The sequence below is a fragment of the Veillonella parvula genome (assembly GCF_032550495.1).
Taxonomy (GTDB): domain Bacteria; phylum Bacillota; class Negativicutes; order Veillonellales; family Veillonellaceae; genus Veillonella; species Veillonella parvula_G.
The window spans coordinates 272076-289686 of sequence record NZ_JAWFZJ010000003.1; the positions used below are offsets into that span (position 1 = coordinate 272076).

The 17611-nt window shown below is 39.1% G+C and carries 12 protein-coding genes; 9 read left to right on the forward strand and 3 right to left on the reverse strand.

Features of this window, described 5'->3' with window-relative positions; translation table 11 throughout:
- The first annotated feature begins 567 nt into the window (after nucleotides 1-567).
- Both E6X37_RS07620 and E6X37_RS07625 read left to right on the forward strand, forming a co-directional pair.
- The gene (locus tag E6X37_RS07620; RefSeq protein WP_012864880.1) at nucleotides 568-2646 is read left to right on the forward strand and encodes an OPT family oligopeptide transporter; all 2079 of its coding nucleotides are present in this window, start codon (nucleotides 568-570) and stop codon (nucleotides 2644-2646) included.
- A gap of 11 nt (nucleotides 2647-2657) precedes the next feature.
- Complete coding sequence (locus E6X37_RS07625; protein ID WP_316689722.1) at nucleotides 2658-3503, forward strand: polysaccharide deacetylase family protein; 846 nt, start codon at nucleotides 2658-2660, stop codon at nucleotides 3501-3503.
- 92 nt (nucleotides 3504-3595) lie between these two features.
- On the opposite strand, the gene E6X37_RS07630 is transcribed toward E6X37_RS07625, so the two are convergent.
- Nucleotides 3596-4981, reverse strand: a complete 1386-nt coding sequence (locus E6X37_RS07630; protein WP_316689723.1) for an S-layer homology domain-containing protein — start codon at nucleotides 4979-4981, stop codon at nucleotides 3596-3598.
- A 183-nt stretch (nucleotides 4982-5164) separates the two neighbouring features.
- Nucleotides 5165-6913 carry an S-layer homology domain-containing protein gene (locus E6X37_RS07635; RefSeq protein WP_316689724.1) on the reverse strand — a complete coding sequence of 583 codons (1749 nt, stop codon included), beginning with the start codon at nucleotides 6911-6913 and terminating at the stop codon, nucleotides 5165-5167.
- A 523-nt stretch (nucleotides 6914-7436) separates the two neighbouring features.
- Here E6X37_RS07635 and E6X37_RS07640 point away from each other — a divergent pair.
- The 6 genes from E6X37_RS07640 to E6X37_RS07665 all read left to right on the forward strand — a co-directional run bounded on the left by E6X37_RS07640 (nucleotide 7437) and on the right by E6X37_RS07665 (nucleotide 15291).
- Nucleotides 7437-8174, forward strand: a complete 738-nt coding sequence (locus tag E6X37_RS07640) for a (Fe-S)-binding protein (RefSeq protein WP_004694880.1) — start codon at nucleotides 7437-7439, stop codon at nucleotides 8172-8174.
- 12 nt (nucleotides 8175-8186) lie between these two features.
- Nucleotides 8187-9632, forward strand: coding sequence for a LutB/LldF family L-lactate oxidation iron-sulfur protein (locus E6X37_RS07645; protein ID WP_012864877.1), 1446 nt, complete (start codon nucleotides 8187-8189; stop codon nucleotides 9630-9632).
- Nucleotides 9632-10360 carry a LutC/YkgG family protein gene (locus tag E6X37_RS07650; protein WP_101928533.1) on the forward strand — a complete coding sequence of 243 codons (729 nt, stop codon included), beginning with the start codon at nucleotides 9632-9634 and terminating at the stop codon, nucleotides 10358-10360. The genes E6X37_RS07645 and E6X37_RS07650 overlap by 1 nt, the downstream gene beginning before the upstream one ends.
- Nucleotides 10361-10536: 176 nt before the next feature.
- Entirely contained in the window at nucleotides 10537-11928 is a 1392-nt protein-coding gene (locus E6X37_RS07655; protein ID WP_008602231.1) for a cation:dicarboxylate symporter family transporter, read from the forward strand.
- A 250-nt stretch (nucleotides 11929-12178) separates the two neighbouring features.
- Nucleotides 12179-13732: a nitrite/sulfite reductase gene (locus E6X37_RS07660; RefSeq protein WP_302131984.1), complete on the forward strand. Its 1554-nt coding sequence runs from the start codon at nucleotides 12179-12181 to the stop codon at nucleotides 13730-13732.
- A 743-nt stretch (nucleotides 13733-14475) separates the two neighbouring features.
- Nucleotides 14476-15291, forward strand: coding sequence for a nitroreductase family protein (locus E6X37_RS07665; protein ID WP_004698259.1), 816 nt, complete (start codon nucleotides 14476-14478; stop codon nucleotides 15289-15291).
- A 72-nt stretch (nucleotides 15292-15363) separates the two neighbouring features.
- On the opposite strand, the gene E6X37_RS07670 is transcribed toward E6X37_RS07665, so the two are convergent.
- Nucleotides 15364-16182, reverse strand: coding sequence for a MetQ/NlpA family ABC transporter substrate-binding protein (locus E6X37_RS07670; protein ID WP_004694891.1), 819 nt, complete (start codon nucleotides 16180-16182; stop codon nucleotides 15364-15366).
- 261 nt (nucleotides 16183-16443) lie between these two features.
- Here E6X37_RS07670 and E6X37_RS07675 point away from each other — a divergent pair, with 261 nt between their 5' ends.
- Nucleotides 16444-17610, forward strand: coding sequence for an iron-containing alcohol dehydrogenase (locus tag E6X37_RS07675; RefSeq protein ID WP_004694893.1), 1167 nt, complete (start codon nucleotides 16444-16446; stop codon nucleotides 17608-17610).
- The last annotated feature ends 1 nt before the right edge of the window (nucleotide 17611 follow it).

The window sequence follows — 17611 nt, forward strand, 5'->3', positions numbered from 1 at the left end:
TCCTTAAAAGACATGCCGACCCTACTGTCGGTACTTTAATTATATAAAATCCTGTATATTTGTACAGAATAAAAGAGAATGATTTCTATTTTCATATAATTGATAGGTGTATATGCATAATGCGCATATAAGAAAGGGGACGCATATTGCGCACTCCTTTTCCCCATACCTTTATGATTTCAATCTATATGTAAGATTGATAATGTGTTATATGTAGAAAGATTATAAGTTAAATATTTTATTTGGTGAATAATGAAAGGTCTATTCTTATAGTAAGACGATTAGGTATATATTAGCGTGGTGGTCCTACAAAAACGACTTAGCGGCCCCACAGAGCGGGGTAGGTGGCTTTGGAGACTTTTGGTGGGCTACCACGCCTAACAAAGTGTTTAGGGTACAGAATAGACCTTTTAAGATATCTGTTGGAGGAAGCTAAATTTATAATCTTTTATATGTATACATTATAAATATCGCATATATATTGAAATCATCGCTTTAACACGATAAAATGGAAGTAGCTTAGTATATTGTTTTAAGTTTATGATTTCACAGAGGAGGTAAGTACTTATGAAACATGACTTTACGAGCCATGACCTTCATCTGCCGGAACTGACGTTACGTGGGATGCTACTTGGTGCATTGATTACTGTTATTTTTACAGCATCTAACGTATATCTCGGTTTGAAGGTAGGTTTGACGTTCTCGTCATCCATTCCGGCTGCTATTATTTCAATGGCAATTTTACGGTTCTTCAAGGATTCTAATGTTCTTGAAAATAACATGGTACAAACGCAGGCTTCTGCCGCTGGTACATTGTCCGCTATTATCTTTATCTTGCCAGGTTTACTCATGCTTGGGTATTGGAATGGTTTTCCATTCTGGCAAACGTTTTTGCTCTGCGCATGTGGTGGTTCTCTAGGTGTGTTATTCACTATTCCATTGCGTCGTGCCATGGTAGTGAATAGTGATCTACCATATCCTGAAGGCCGTGCAGCAGCAGAAATTTTAAAGGTTGGCTCTCACAATGGTGAACAAGGCCCTCAATCTAGCTCCGGTATGACAGACATTGTGTCCGGTGGCTTTGTAGCTGGCCTTATTAGCCTTTGTGCAAATGGTTTCAAAGTGCTTGGCGATAGCATGAGCTTCTGGATTCCTGTAGGTAGCAAAGGGATTACTCAAATTCCTTTGGGCTTCTCTACAGCGTTGTTAGGTGCTGGTTATCTTATTGGTATCGCTTCTGGTATCGCTATCCTCGTTGGTGTACTCATCGCGTGGGCTGGCTTCGTACCTTACTTCACTAATATGTTTGCTCCAGATGGCGGTGCTACTGCCAAGTTTGCAATGGCTGTTTGGAAATCTAAAGTTCGTTTTATCGGTGCTGGTGCTATCGGTATTGCTGCGATTTGGACTTTGATTACCTTAATCAAACCTATCATCGAAGGTATGAAAATTTCTGTTAAATCCATGAATAGCAGCTCCGCAGAACGTGAATTGCATCGCATGGATACAGATATGAGTACAAAATCCGTTTTAGGTGTATTCATACTTATTCTTATTGGCTTAGTATTTACATTCTGGGATTTCGTATCTGTCGTACCTATTAGTGCAGGTTTAATGTGGACACTCGTTGTAGTAGGTATCGTAGTAGCTTTATTGATTGGCTTCTTCGTAGCTGCAGCATGTGGCTATATGGCAGGCCTTATCGGTACATCTGCTTCTCCAATTTCTGGTATCGGTATTTTAGCGACTATTATTTCTTCCTTAGTTGTATACTTTATCGCAGCGGAAAATAATTTATTTGCTACACAAGAAGGTGTTCAGTTCGCTACTGCTATGGCTATCTTTATGACATCCGTAGTTATTGCGATTGCATCTATTTCTAATGATAATTTACAAGATTTGAAAACTGGCCAACTCGTTGGTGCTACACCTTGGCGTCAACAAATTGCCTTGTTACTTGGTTCTGTAGCCGGTGCCATTGCAATTGCTCCAGTTCTTAACTTGCTTTATCAAGCATACGGTTTCACAGGTGCGTTACCACGTGCTGAAATGGATCCAAACGCTGCATTATCGGCTCCTCAAGCGACTTTGATGACTACCATTGCGCAAGGTATCTTCAACTCTAGCATGGATTGGGATTATATCTTAATCGGCGTTGGCGTTGGTGTTGTGGCAATTATCGTCAACTTGATTCTCAAGAGCACAACTGCTACCTTAACATTGCCTCCATTGGCTGTTGGTATGGGTATTTATTTACCACCTACTTTAGAAGTACCACTTATTATTGGTTCTTTCATCAGCTACTTCGTAGGTCGTTATCTTGTAGCTCGTGCTAAAATGCGTGCCGGTGAGCTTGCTGACTACGATGTAGAGCAATCCAATCGCCGCGGTGTTCTCTTTGCTTCTGGTCTGATCGTTGGTGAAAGCTTGATTGGTGTAATCATAGCTGTTATTATTGTATTGTCTGTTACAACTGGTGGTGGGGAAGCTCCACTTGAATTAGTAGGTCCTGAATTTGAAAGCACAGCACAATGGTTAGGATTGCTTGCATTCATATTCGCTGGTCTCTATCTTGTTCGCCGTGTTGTTACACACAAGTTCAATAAAGAAGAAGCTCTTGCTATGAAAGCTGAGCAAGAACAATAAGAGGTTAAACAATGAAATTAAAACAGTCTGTACTCATCATTATGGCTGCTGCATTGCCAGTAGTCTCCTTCGCAGCAAGCGAAGTAATACCTGTAACACAAGATACTGTAAATGTACAAGCAAATCAAACAAATGCGAAACGTGTAAATCGTAATGATTTAACATATCGTATTTCTAGTACTGCTACACCTGAGCAGAATCGTGCGTTGCGCTCTAAAGCGTCTAAAGTAGATCGTAATGCAGTTGAAGTGGTAGCTCCAAATGCGGACCGTTATATGGATCGTAAAGAGGTTGCTGTATCACCTGTGGAATCTACTACAGATCATTTGGATTTAGTATTCCCAGAGGTTAAATCTGTTAGCCCTGCGGTAGAAAAAGCAATCAATACGACCATCAAAAAGTATGTTTCTAAAATACAAAATGATGTAGAAAAGTTAAATGCTAAAGAATCTGATAAAACAAATGTAGTTATGTACTATGATGTTAAAACAGATAAAAACGGTATTTTCAGCGTATTGATTCATACATATACAATGCGTGATCATGATGCCAATGGTGTAAACTATGTAAAAGGCTTCACATTTAACACCACAACAGGTCGACAATTGTCCTTGTACGATCTTGGTGGTCTTAATAAAAAAGAATTGGTGAATGCGATTAATAATAATCAAGATGTGAAAGATAAATTAGGTGGCGATGTAAGTATCGATAAAATGCCTACTGAATTCTACACAACAGATGATTATTCCGTTGTAATGATCTTGCAACAAGACGTAGATTCAATCCATAGCGCAGGTACGGTATATGTACCAGTTGGTATCTTGCGTGACCGCGAAAATGATGTAACAAAAAAATAATCGAACTGTGTAAATTCGATTATGTGTGTATAGTAACAGCTGTTTAATTGTGAAAAGAACCGCTCCTAAGGGTGCGGTTCTTTTTTTCTATGTTATTGTTTGTCGTTATAATAGTTTACGCGCGGTGGTAATGGGAATTGAATATTTCCGTCTGACTTTGTAAGCGGTTCTGGTGGTAATTGTAAGAATACATTATCATGGAATTTCTTTTTAAATGCTTTCAACGTCGATTTTTGAATAGAATCAACGGTAATGAGAAGGGCACTCGTATCAGTATTTGGGGAGATGGAAAGAATCTTTCCTTGAGGTTCTTTTTGTTGGTAAAGGGCAATGGCATCGGATTGATACTCTTCTAGTTGAGCCTGATTTAATTTACCTTTTGATACGACTACAGTTCTATCTAGCTGTGGATCATGTGCCTCTGTAATTGCGTTGGAGACGAGGTCAGTTTTCTTTTGATCTGTTAAAGATGCATGTAATTGGCCTGCCTCCCAGAAGAGGGCCCCGTCTTGACGGAATTTGGTGAAATCATTGCCATAGCCTAATGCTTTGTCGATGATATTAGCTGTTTTGTTTTCTACTTGTTGCTTGAACAATGTATTGTGGAAGGCAAGTGCTTGTTCTGTTTGTGTCATGCGGTACGCAATTTCCGCTGCTTCTGCACGAGTTACATATTTTTCAGGGTTAAACAATGTACCTGGAGCGTAGTTTGTGAACCCAAGATAGGCAAGCTCGCGAACGGCATCTTGTGCCCAAGGAGCCACAAATTTTTGGTCTCCATAGGCTATATTATCAAGAACTGTTGGGTCTTCAGTGGTATATCCTAAGTAATGGATATAGTTATCTGCTACTACCGCAAACTCTTGGCGGGACATATATTTTTCTGGTTTATATGTGTCATCGCCATATCCGCTGATGATATTCTTGCGCGCTACAGATTCAATAGCAAGAGCAGACCAACGGTCAGATGTAATATCTTTAAATTTACTTGATAAAAAGGCGGCCGTACCATCATCCGTGATATTGTTGAAGAGAGCTGCTACTTCTTCACGTGTCATAGGTTGGTTAGGTCGGAATGTACCATCGGAATACCCCTTCATTAGGTTTGCTTTTGTTACAGTGCTAATCGAGTTAGCCGCCCAAAAATCACTAGGCACATCTGTAAAGATGTGGGCGCGGATTTTTTGAATATCTTGAGGTGTACCAATAGAGGTGTTTACAATTGCAGGTGATGCAGTATTAGTAGATTTAATTTTAGCTGTTTCGATTTTGGTTGTTTCCGTTTTAGTAACATCCATTTTAGCTACTTCTGTTTTAGCTACATCTGCTCTAGTAGTTTCCATTTTAGTGGCTTCAACAGTAGTTGCAGGAGCATGAGTTGTAGTGGTTGTGTTTGCAGAAGCAAAACCAAGGCCTGTTGTAGTCAATAATGTGCCGAGTACGAGGGCACGTAATGCGTGAGGGGTATTCTTGTACATAAAAATCCTTCCTAATCATGGTAAAGGCTAGCGCTTGATAGCCGTAGAATATAAACTTTCACCAGCATAAAAAGCTATATCCGTCGCATCAAAGTCAATTAGTTGGCATGCATAGTGATATACAACAAAGCAGCGTAGTACTGTCGAGTATACGCTGCCTTGGCTGGTTAAGTGTAACGCCGATTAGCGTTTTACTGTCATTTTTACTTTGGAACCGAATAATTTAGAGATTCCTTGTTGTGTTTCTTTAGATGCTGTAGATACAACTGCGTAAAGTTGGTTATTTTCTACATCAGGGAATGTAGCTAGAATTGTACCTGCTTTTTCATTTTTGTTGTAGTAGTTGCGGAAGTTTGTATCGATTGCATCGTATTCAGCTTGGCTGTATTGGGAGGATTCAACTACAACATAGTTATTTACAGTAGAATCACCACGGTTTGCAAGGTTGGCTTTTACTGTGGAAATATCGCTGTCTGTTTTCAAAGCTACGTGTAATTGATTGTCACGCCAGTACATTACGCCATAATTTTGGAATGCATCTTCTGTTTTATAAGTTTTATTTAATTCAGAAAATACTTTGTCTTCTAATGCAGCTTGTTGTTTTTGATCAAGTGCTTTTAGTGTGCTACGACGAACAGGGCGAACTGTGTGAGTAGGTTCAGCTTTTTCAGCTACTGCAGCATCTTTATTGCCTTTTACGTCTTTTTCAACTTTTTTTGCATCAGCTTTGGCTACTTTATCTGCCTTTTCTGCCTCTTTTTTCATGTCTTTATCAGTTTTGGACATATCTTTTTTTGCATCTTTATTTACTTTGGAGGCCTCTTTTTCGATTGCTGTATCAGCTTTCTTTATATCTTCTTTTACAGTTGTTTCAGCTTTAGCTTCAGTTGTACTGTGTTTCGGTGTTGCAAGGCCAGCACCATTAAGCATGCGGTTCAAGATTGTTGCCGCTTGTGCTCTTGTTACAGGTTGTTTAGGGTTAAAGTTTTCTGTTGCCCCAGATGCTACGATGCCACGTTGAGCCATGTATTGGATATCTGCCAAGTAAGCAGAGGAGATGCTAGCTTCGTCTTTAAATGTTACTTTTTCTGCTTTTACAGGTGTAGAAAGATTTAATTTTTTAGCTAGGCTAGCGGCGGATGCAACGAATTGTTCGCGGTCCATAGTTTTGCTAGGTGTGAAAGCTGTTTTAGATGTGCCTTCCATTACGCCTGCAGCACTAACTAATTTGATAGCAGAGCTAGACCAACGATCTGCTTCCACGTCAGAGTAGGAGGTAGAGGATTCTTTTGTTGCAATCTCCGCTAATTCTTGTTCGTTTAAGTTGTGTTGTAGCACTTTGCCATAAATAGCAGCTGCTTGCTCACGAGTAATTTGTGCACTAGGTTTGAATGTATTATCAGCATAACCAGAAAGGTAACCGGCTTGTGTCATTGCTTGGATAGCATCGCGAGCCCAGTTATCTTTTGTGTCGGGGTATATACCAGCAGGTAAGTTTTCTTTAGCTTTTACAGCTTTTTTACCTTCTACCTTTACAGCATCTTCTTTTACATCATTTTTTACAGAAGTATCAATGCGTTTAACGTCATTTTTTACAGAAGTGTTAACGCGTTTAGCATCGTTTTTTACGGATGTATCAGTGCGTTTAGCAGCGTTTTTAGCAGATGCATCAGCATGTTTTGCATCACGTTTTACAACTGTGCTACCATGTTTAGCATCATTTTTTACGGATGTATCAATACGTTTAGTATCGTTTTTAACAGATGTATCAACACGGTGTTCATCCGCTTTAGCAGAAACTTCAGCTCTAGTAGCCACATTAGATACTTCGGATTTTATATGAGTCGCAGTTGTTTCAGCGTGAGCCATGCTGAATGTAGAGCCAAGGGCCAATGTAATTGCTAAAGACAAAGATAATTTATTTAGTTTCATGAAAAGGGCTCCTTTCAAACTATACTTATATAAAATAAATTATAACACTTTTTAAATTTATACACTACTATAAGAAAATGTAATATATAAGGATAAAACTTACATGAATTTGAAAAATTAAGTTTGATTATATAAATATAGAATGAAATATAGATAAAAGTTGATTTTCTAGTAGTTAAAAATGCAAAATGATAAACATTCGCAAAATCTAGATTTCATGGGGCTTTTACAAGAAAAAATGATAAATGAAATAATAGATGTGATAAAATTCAATGTTTACTATTACAAAAAGTCATAACGATATAAGAAATAAAAGGGTACATACGAATATAGCAATTCTTTGGACAATATCTACATGATTAATTTATAATTATAGCGATGAGCTTTTGAATATTTATTTGAAAGCATAAGTAATGTTCAGGGCAGAAATTTAGTCGAAAAATTCACTACTAAAAATTGCCATAACACATACATATCAAAATTTTTTATTAGGTTAAGTACTAGAAAAGACGAGGAAGATAATATGAAAATTCATCTTTTCCAACAGTGTTTGATTGACATGTTCTACCCTCATGTAGGTATGGCTGGTGTAGAAGTACTTGAAAGATTAGGTTGTGAGCTTGTAGTACCTAAGAAACAAGTATGCTGTGGACAAATGTTTACTAACTCCGGTTACAATGACGCAGCTATGGATGCAATTAAGAATACAATCGAATGCTTTGAGAACGCTGAATATGTAGTCAGCATGTCCGGTTCTTGCGCTTTTGCAATCCGCGATGAATATCATCATTTCTTAAAAGATCAACCAGAGTGGTTGGCGCGCGCAGAAAAATTGAGTGGTAAAATTTACGAATTCACTCAATTTATTACTGACGTATTAGGTGTTGAAGATGTAGGGGCTCGTTTCAACGAATCCGTAACATACCATACATCTTGCCACGTAACTCGTTTGATGGGCATTAAAGAGCCTCCTTTCAAACTCCTTAAAAACGTTAAAGATATCAACTTGATTGAATTACCACGTGCAGATCGTTGCTGTGGTTTCGGCGGTACTTTCTCAGTTAAAAACCCTGAAATCAGTGAAGTTATGACACGCGAAAAAGCATTGGAAATTGCTGGCACAGGTGCCAACGTTATCTCCGGTTCTGACCAAGCGTGCTTGATGAACATCGCTGGTATGCTTGATCGTCTTCATAAAGAAGGCGAAATTGATCGCCGTATCAAAGTTATGCATATTGCTGAAATCTTAAACTGCCGTTAAGGAGGAGACGACATGGCACTTATATATGACAATCGCCCCTATAAAACACGTATAAAAGAATGTTTGGCTGACGATTTCAAAGTTGCAGCTATTAAAAAAGCACAAGACGTGTTTTATGATAAACGTAATACAGTAGTTGCGGATGTTCCTGAATGGTTAGATTTCCGCGCTGAAGCGGCTAAAATTCGCGATCACGTACTTAACAACTTGGATTACTATGTAAGTCAATTTGCTGACAACGCTGAAAAAGCTGGTTCTAAAGTTCACTTTGCGTTCGATGACAAAGAAGCAACTCAAATTGCATTAGATATCCTTCGCCAACGCGAAGCAAAAATGATCGTTAAATCCAAAACTATCTTAACTGAAGAAATTGGTTTGAACGAAGTGTTAGAAGAAGCTGGTATTGAAGTTAACGAAACTGACTTGGCTGAATTTATTTTGCAAACTGCAGTAAGTCCTCCATCTCACATCGTAGTACCAGGTCTTCACTTTGAACGTAACAAAATTCGCGAAATTTTCGCTGAAAAATTAGGTTATACAGGAACTGAAAACCCTACGGAAATGACTCACTTTGTACGCGGTTATGTACGTGAGCGCTTCTTAAAAGCTGATGTAGGTGTTAACGGCTGTAACTTTGCAGTTGCTGAATCTGGTACATGTACAATCGTTTCCAACGAAGGTAACGGTCGTATGGCTAGCTCTATTCCTAAGACTCAATTGATCTTCTTAGGTACAGAACGTATTGTTCCTGATTTTAAAGCTCTTGATGTTATGATGGAAATGTTGAACCGTTCTGCAGTAGGTTCTAAAATTTCTAACTACTTCTCCATGATGACTGGCCCTGCGCGTTCTGGTGAAGCTGATGGTCCCGAAGAAACTCATATCATTATTATCGATAACGGACGCTCTGGCATCTTGGGTGGGACATTCCAAGAAATGCTACGTTGTATCCGTTGTGGCGCATGCATGAATATTTGTCCTGTATACCGTCACGTTTCTGGTCATGGATATGGTTCTGTATATCCAGGTCCAATGGGTGCTGTATTGACTCCATTATTCAAAGGTTACGATGTAGCCGGCGATCTTCCATATGCTTCTACATTATGCGGTGCATGTACAGAGAACTGTCCAGTAGCTATTCCATTGCATGAATTGTTGATGGAGCACCGTCATATCATGGCTGATATTGAAAAGACTCGTCCAAAAGCAGAAGAAGCTATCTTCACAGCAGCTGCTAAGATGTTCGGTAATGCAACATTATTTGATCTTGGCACAAAAGCTGGTGCTATCGGTATGAACTTAATTAGTAATAAAGAGGGTAACATGCCTGAATGGACTCAAGCTATTCCAGTTATGAATGGCTGGACTAAATCTAAAGAATTGGGTTCCTTGAAATTCAAGAAATTCCGTGATTTGTATGCTGAACATGAAAAGAACAAGAAGAAGGAGAAAAAATAATGGATGTAGCTAAACGTAATCAATTTATTGCACGTTTATCTCGTGCATTAGGCCGTGATCAAGAAATGTGCCCTGCTTTTGTAGAAGGCTTTGATTATAGCCATGGTCCTCAAGAAACTATGTTCCAAGATTTGAATCGCGATCAAATTTTGACAATGTTTAAGGAACAATGTCAACGTGTTGGTACAAAATTCATTGAAACTACACCTGACAAACTAGGTGAAACAATTTTGGCAGCTATCGAAGACTGGGGAAACGGTAAAATTGTATTCCCAAGCTCTCCTGAAGTAGAAGAATATAAATTAAAAGAATTGTTCGAACAAGATGCAGCTAATAATGGCGGCACTCGTACATACTTCCAATGGGATCCAGCTAAAGGTCGTGAAGAATGTGTTTCTAATACTGCTAATGCTGATATTGGTATTACATTCCCATACTGCGGTATTGCGGAAACTGCTACTGTAGTACAAGCTTCTGGTGAGGATTCTGGCCGTGCGATTAGTTTGTTGCCTACAACACATATTGCTGTGTTATATACTGACACAATTAATCCTCGCATGACACAAACAATGGAACATTTGGCTGAACGGTATCATAACGATCCAGCTAAGTTCCCTACAAATATCTGCTTGATTTCTGGTCCGTCCCGTACGGCGGATATCGAATTGGTAACTGTAGATGGTGCTCATGGTCCTATCCAAGTAACCTATATCTTAGTTAATAGATAATATAATAGCTAGATTTACTAAAGGCGATTTTCTTTTAGAAAATCGCCTTTTTGGTGCATATATTACAGAATACATTAAATGTTATCAAAAATTAAATATTGTACTTGTATTTTTTTCGATATATGCTATACTAAGTTCATAACCTATTATTGTGATATGAATTAAAGAGGTGTATTATGAATATTCCATTCTTTACAGATTACCTCATGTTAAGCAATCCACTAAGTATTGGTATTATCGCGGTGTTCGTGCTCGTGTTAATAGGTATTTATGTATTGCAACGCAAGGGCACATCCTTCGGTAATCTTGTTATTATTGGTACTATTGCTGGTGCCGTACTTGGTATAGCGGTCCAAATTATTGCAGGTTTCCCTGATGATCCATCCAAAGTGGTTTACATCAAGGAAAGTACAAAGTGGTTCTCTCTCGTAGGGGGAGGTTTCATCGACTTAATCCGCATGCTTGTTATTCCTATCGTTTTTATCTCTATTGTTCACGTTATTTTGCACATGGAGGCAGGTGCTAACCTCAAAAAGTTAGTAGTTGCTATGATTTCTACGAATCTCGGCATGGTAGCCGTTGCTGCTATAGTCGGTCTAATTTTGGGGAATGCCTTCGGTTTAGGTCAAGGTTTTGATATTGTTGAATCTGGTAAGAAGATTCGTGAAATCAAACCTATGGTTGATACATTCCGAGCACTAATCCCAAGCAATCCAATTCAAGCGGCTGCTGAAACAAATGTTATCGGCATTGTTGTATTTGCAATTATCTTGGGTAGCGTAGCTCGTCTATTAAAACAAACAGGGACAAACTCTATGGAGGTGTTCACAAAACTATTTGATGAACTTCACCAATTGATTTCCTGGGTAGCTGATTTCATAATTGGTCTTATGCCATATGGTGTAGTTGCTTTGTTAGCTTCTACATTGGCAACACGCGGTGTACAAGCTATTCTTGATATGGGCTTGTTCGTAGTATTGCTTTACGTTGGTCTTTTGATTATGTTTGTTGTACAAGCAATCTTGATTACTAGCTTTGGCTACAATCCGATTACATACTTCAAGAAAGCGAAAGCACCGCTCTTATTGGCCTTCACTTCTCGTTCTTCGATGGGGGTATTGCCATTAACTGTAGAGACCTTGACAAAACGTCTTGGTGTAAATGCTACAACTGCTAATACAGTAGCTTCCTTCGGTACTACTGCGGGCATGCAAGGTTGTGCGGGCGTGTTCCCAGCACTTGTTGTGGTGTACATCTCTAATGTAGCCAATATTCCATTCGATATGACTATGTACATCATGAGTGTTATCGTTATTGCTATTGGTTCTGTTGGTATCGCAGGCGTGCCAGGTACGGCTACAATGGCGGCATCTGTATCCCTTAGTGGGACAGGCCTTGGTGCATACTTCACCTCCATTAGTCCAATCTTAGCTATCGATCCATTGATCGACATGGGCCGTACATGCTTGAACGTATCTGGTTCCTTAACAAATGCTCTCGTAGTAGATAAAATCATGGGAACTATCGATAAAGACGCATACAATAATCCTAACGAAGGTCGCGTATAAAAACTAGCAACACTTAATCATATAATTATTATAAAAAGGGGCTGTAGCTGAATGTGGTAAAACCACATTTGGTTACAGCCTCTTTTGCCTTTTTTAAAAGTGATAATTATTACAGATTGTAAACTATATTATTAAGAATCGATATTGAAATTGTGAGCTTAGCTACTAACATACTTATGCATATATGGTATACTAAGCGTTATAAAGTTACGAATTATGCTTAATAAATATAAGCCAAGAGGGTAATAGTATGATTACACAAGAATTGAAAGATCGATTAATTGCAGATTATCCAAAGTTTGAGGATATGACACATAAGTTCTATAAGAAAGAACTATCTATTGCAGATTATAAAGGGCAGTCCGGTGCCTATGGTAGTTACGCTGAGCGCGGTGCAAATACTGGTATGAGCCGTTGGCGTTTCAATGGTGGCCGCATGACGCGCGAGCACATGCAGTTTTTAGCGGACTCCATTCGTAAATATAACCTACAACACGTACATTTCACTACTGGCCAATGCTTACAAATGCACGGCCTCGATGGTGATACAATATTAAAGCTCTATAAGGAATGTTATGATCACGGTATTTACAACCGTGGTGCTGGTGGTGATAATCCCAATGTGGTAGCTAGTATTTTACGCGGCATTGATCCTCGTGAAACTCTAGATATTACGCCATATGCAACGGCTATTAGTGAATTTCTTATGGAGCAAATGTTCTATATCAAGATTCCTCGCAAATTTAAAATGGGCATAGATAATGGTTTTGATAGTACCCCACATTCTACGTTCAAGGACCTAGGTTTTAACTTAACAAAACACAATACCTTTGATGTGTATGCTTGTGGCGGTATTGGTCCTAATCCTCGCATTGGTATTCCGGTGGCACATGATGTAGCGCCTGAGGATGTTTTGTACCATGTGAAAGCTATGCTTATGGTCTTTTCTAACCATGGTAACTTCAAAAACCGCGGTAAGGCTCGTACTCGTTACATGCCTGCTGAAATGGGTGGGGCGGAAGCTTTCATCAAAATCTATGAAGAAACCCTAGCTATGGTAAAAGAAGTAGAACACCTAAGTATTAATCCGGCTGATTACGCTTATGAAATTACAAAAACTGGTAAGCGTGATGCTTCTGTGGAAAACTATCGTATTCACCGTCAAAAACAAGACGGGTTATACTATGTAGAATACCATCCGGCAGGTGGCGATGCGAACGTTGAACACTTGCTGGCGGCCCTTGACTATGCGGTGACACTTGATCAAGTTGAAGCACGTATTGCGCCAGACCAAGCATTGTTCTTCATCAATCTCACAGCTGATGAAGCACGCAAAATTGCGGAATTAACTGATGACAGCGCTAAAAATGATTTCCGCCGTTCCGTATCTTGCGTTGGTTCTACTATATGTCAGATTGGTATGCAAGACTCTAACGGTCTTTTGAAAGATATCTTCGCACACCTTGAAGAAAAGGGCATAGATACAAGAAAACTACCTCGTTTACATATATCTGGTTGCCCACACTCCTGTGGTACACACCAAATTGGCGAAATTGGTTTCCATGGTGCTGTAAAATTAGTAGATAAGAAACCTATGGTAGCATTTATCCTTGTAGACGGTGGCTCAGAACACATGGGCTCTGAAAACTTCGGTAAAATGGCCGGCAATATTGTAGCTACAAAAATTCCAGAATTTTTGGAATCTTTGGCAAATATTCTAAACCAATCCGCAGAACCAGACTTTGGGACCTGGAGAATGACACATAAAGCGCAATACATGGAGCTTATAAAAGCATTTGAGTAAATGTGGTTTTCGCTTGTGATGGGGCCCTAGCATATAAGTAGTTTCTACGTCGATTGCTATGGGGCCCCGTTTCATTGCGACAACTTAATTAAAAATAAAACTGGGTACCTCTTTGCTCCGTCCTTCGTAAAGTCGCTGCAGAGGTACCCAGTTTCATTTTTATAATACCTGATGTAAATTAGTCCCATAGCAAAGCGACTTACCCTACTAATATACAGAGCGGCCCCATGACAAGCTACATTCGATATTTACTCAATATGCTTTTATAATTAGAGGAGCGGAGAGGCGAGAGCGGCTAAGTAGTTTTGACTGAATTTGCATTAAGACTAGCCAGTAGATTAGCCTCTGGCTAGTCCTTCCCATACGGTGGGCATGGCGCCACTACTATAAAGTTTATTATAATGTGTAAAATGATAGTGTTTTCTATGATTTATTTCAAGGTGTAACTGTAATGACTCTATATAAGTATTAGCTAGATTATTTACGCTTTTGGATGGGACATCTTTATAAATACAGTGATAAAAAAGTAAGAATACGCTTGTGCAGCGACTTTGAGAAGAACGGAGCAAGCGTATTCTTACTTTTTTTACCAAGTTGTACTAATGAGACGGGGCCCCATCCTAAAAGCGAATGAACAAATGTTAGTTGAGTCCCAATACAATTAGAATAATTGTTTAAAACTAGATATGACTTGATTTTGTATGTTATAATAGGCTTTATAGTAGTATTTGGAGGATATTCAGATGTTATTTACCGTCAATACAGAAGTCTGTACACGATGCGGCCTTTGCGTTGCTGACTGTCCGACCGGATTGCTGGTGATGTCCGATGCTGGACCTGTAACTGGCAGGGGAGGTTGTATCTCCTGTGGGCATTGTATTTCCGTATGCCCAACGCTTGCTCTTGATAGCGATATGACACCGCGTAAGGAGCAAATCGATATTACAAAGGAACCTAAGTTAACGCCTGAGCAAGCTGAACTATTTATGCGTAGTCGCCGCTCTATTCGTAATTATCAAAATAAACCAGTCCCTGTAGAGCTCATTCGCAAAGTGCTAAACGTTGCAAGAATGGCGCCAACAGCGACTAACACACAAGGTATTTCGTATATAGTAATCCGAGATAAACAAACGTTGCGCCGTATTGCTGATCTTGTTCTAGAGTGGATGCATCTGGCTGCAAAAACAGTACCGATTATGCGTCTCTATGCTCGTGCTGCTCAAGCAGAGGTAGATAAAGGCAAGGAGTATATCTTGCGCGATGCGCCGGCTCTCGTAGTGGCAATTGGCTCTAAAAAAGATATTCATCGTACCCATGATAGTGGTCACTCTTGCTTGTCTTATGCTGAGCTATATGCGCCGACTTTAGGCCTTGGTACTTGTTGGGCTGGTTTCTTTGAACATGCTGGAGAAGCTGAATACCAACCATTATTAGATGAATTAGGTGTACCTGATGATAAAATTGTAGCTGGTGGCATTCTTATGGGATATCCTAAAGTACGATATCGCAATATTGTAGAGCGTCAACCATTAGATGTTACATTTGATACAGAAGAGTAAAAAAGAGATGCCCCAATGATTGTAATCATTGGGGCATCTCTTTTTAGTTATATAGTGACGATATAAACTTTATTAGTTGGCAGTTGTAATAGTGCCTTTGAATGTTTCGTCGATGTATTGTTTAATAGCATCAGATTTGTAAATATCTGCAATTTTTTTGTATGTTTCGTTGTCTTTGTCTTCACTACGAACTGCAAGTACGATAACTGTTAGTGGTTCATCTTTAGATTCGAAGAAGAAACCTTGTTTTTCTACACTAAGACCAGCACTTTGCACATAGTTCATTGGAATAACTGCAATTGTTACATCATCTAGACTACGAGGTAATTGAGCTGCTTCTAGTTCTTGAATCTTTATATTCTTCGGGTTAGATGTGATATCTGCAACTGTTGCTTTGAAGCCGACACCATCTTTTAACGTAATTAATCCAGCTTTAGCTAATAATGCTAATGCACGACCACCATTAGTAGGGTCATTTGGGATAGAAACAGTAGCGCCTTCAGGTACATCTTGTACGCTGTGTACGCTATTACTATATAAGCCCATACGCACCAAAATTGTTTTACCGATTGCTACTAAGTTGGAACCATTTTGTTTGTTAAAGTTTTCCATAAATGGTACATGTTGATAAGCATTCAGTTGAATATCGCCATCTGCAAGGGCTTTATCAGGTGTTACATAGTCTGAGAATTCAACTACTTTAAGATCGATTCCTTGTTTTTTAGCTTCTTTTGCTACAGCTTCAGCTACTTGTGCATGAGGACCAGATGTAGCACCTATTTTGATTTCTTTTTGTGTTTGTGTTGATTGATTTGATGTACTACCACAACCAGCGATAGCAAATGCAAGAGCACCGATAAGTAATGGTGCTAACAATGTTTTTAATTTCATATAATCATCCCTTTCAAGTCTTATAATGGTTATATCCTATCATGGATGAAGGGGATTTGTATATGATAAAAGCATATCAGTTAGCTATAGATTAAAACTATGGTGAAATTCTAGCTCATTTATAATACAATTCAATATAATATATTGATTAATGTGTTATATTGAATGTGTGATCGCTAGGTAGTAAATTTATATTTTAAATATTTTTGTATAATTCTAATATGGATTCATATATCTATATGTCGGATTAATGGAGGATGTATGTATAATTTTGATTTTTATAACCCTACACATATCGTATTTGGTAAAGACCGTTTAGATGAATTAGATACATTGGTACCAAAGGATGCAAAGGTGCTCATTACTTATGGTGGTGGCTCCGCTGTGCACAGTGGTCTTATTGATCGCATTGTGAAAGCTCTTGGTAACCGCAAGGTTGAGCAGTTTGGTGGTATTGAGCCAAACCCATCTCTTGAAACTTGTGAACGTGCGGTAGCTTTCATTAAAGAACATGGCGTAGATTTCGTTCTCGCTGTAGGCGGCGGTTCTGTAGTAGATGCTACAAAACTTATCGTTATGGGTGCTACCTATGATGGTCCCGTTATTGAGGTAATGAAAGTTGGTGTGCCAGAGGTTCCGGTAGACATGGTACCAAATCCATTACCATTTGGCACAGTTATGACACTACCTGCAACTGGTTCCGAAATGAACAATGGTGCAGTTATTACTTATGGTGACGGTAAATACCCTGTATTCAGTAGCTTAGTATTCCCTAAGTTCTCCATGCTTGATCCAACATTGACTTTCACCTTGCCTGAAAGACAAGTTAAGAATGGCGTTATCGATACCTTTGTGCATACCACAGAGCAGTATTTAACATACCCTGTAGAAGGTCGTATTCAAGATCGTTTCAGCGAAGGTATTTTAAAAACTATGATTGAAATCGGCAAAGAAACAGTAGAAAATCCAGAAAACTACGATATTCGTGCTAACCACGTGTGGGCCTCTACATTGGCATTAAATGGTTTAATTGGTGCCGGCGTGCCACAAGACTGGGCAACTCATCTGATTGGCCATGAGTTAACTGCGGCGTACCATCTTGACCATGGTATTACATTGGCTATCGTATTACCTGCATTGTTAGAAGTGAAAAAAGCAGACAAACTTGAAAAATTGGCACAATATGCTACACGGGTATGGCATATTACAGAAGGTACAAACGAAGAAAAAGCGGACAAGGCTATCGCTAAAACTCGTGAATTCTTCGAGTCCCTTGGCGTATCTACGCATTTGAAAGACTATGGTCTTGGTGAAGAAGCAGTTGATAAAATTGTGAAACAATTAGAGGACCATGGCATGACACAACTTGGTGAAAATGGTGATGTAACACCAGAAGTAGCTCGCGAGATTTTAATGCGTGCCTTATAAT

What these genes read in the sequence shown, in the direction of transcription:
- E6X37_RS07635 (WP_316689724.1), bottom strand. Translation starts at nt 6,913, where the DNA reads ATGAAACTAAATAAATTATCTTTGTCTTTAGCAATTACATTGGCCCTT.
- E6X37_RS07655 (WP_008602231.1), top strand. Translation starts at nt 10,537, where the DNA reads ATGAATATTCCATTCTTTACAGATTACCTCATGTTAAGCAATCCACTA.
- E6X37_RS07660 (WP_302131984.1), top strand. Translation starts at nt 12,179, where the DNA reads ATGATTACACAAGAATTGAAAGATCGATTAATTGCAGATTATCCAAAG.
- E6X37_RS07665 (WP_004698259.1), top strand. Translation starts at nt 14,476, where the DNA reads ATGTTATTTACCGTCAATACAGAAGTCTGTACACGATGCGGCCTTTGC.
- E6X37_RS07630 (WP_316689723.1), bottom strand. Translation starts at nt 4,981, where the DNA reads ATGTACAAGAATACCCCTCACGCATTACGTGCCCTCGTACTCGGCACA.
- E6X37_RS07640 (WP_004694880.1), top strand. Translation starts at nt 7,437, where the DNA reads ATGAAAATTCATCTTTTCCAACAGTGTTTGATTGACATGTTCTACCCT.
- E6X37_RS07625 (WP_316689722.1), top strand. Translation starts at nt 2,658, where the DNA reads ATGAAATTAAAACAGTCTGTACTCATCATTATGGCTGCTGCATTGCCA.
- E6X37_RS07620 (WP_012864880.1), top strand. Translation starts at nt 568, where the DNA reads ATGAAACATGACTTTACGAGCCATGACCTTCATCTGCCGGAACTGACG.
- E6X37_RS07650 (WP_101928533.1), top strand. Translation starts at nt 9,632, where the DNA reads ATGGATGTAGCTAAACGTAATCAATTTATTGCACGTTTATCTCGTGCA.
- E6X37_RS07645 (WP_012864877.1), top strand. Translation starts at nt 8,187, where the DNA reads ATGGCACTTATATATGACAATCGCCCCTATAAAACACGTATAAAAGAA.
- E6X37_RS07670 (WP_004694891.1), bottom strand. Translation starts at nt 16,182, where the DNA reads ATGAAATTAAAAACATTGTTAGCACCATTACTTATCGGTGCTCTTGCA.
- E6X37_RS07675 (WP_004694893.1), top strand. Translation starts at nt 16,444, where the DNA reads ATGTATAATTTTGATTTTTATAACCCTACACATATCGTATTTGGTAAA.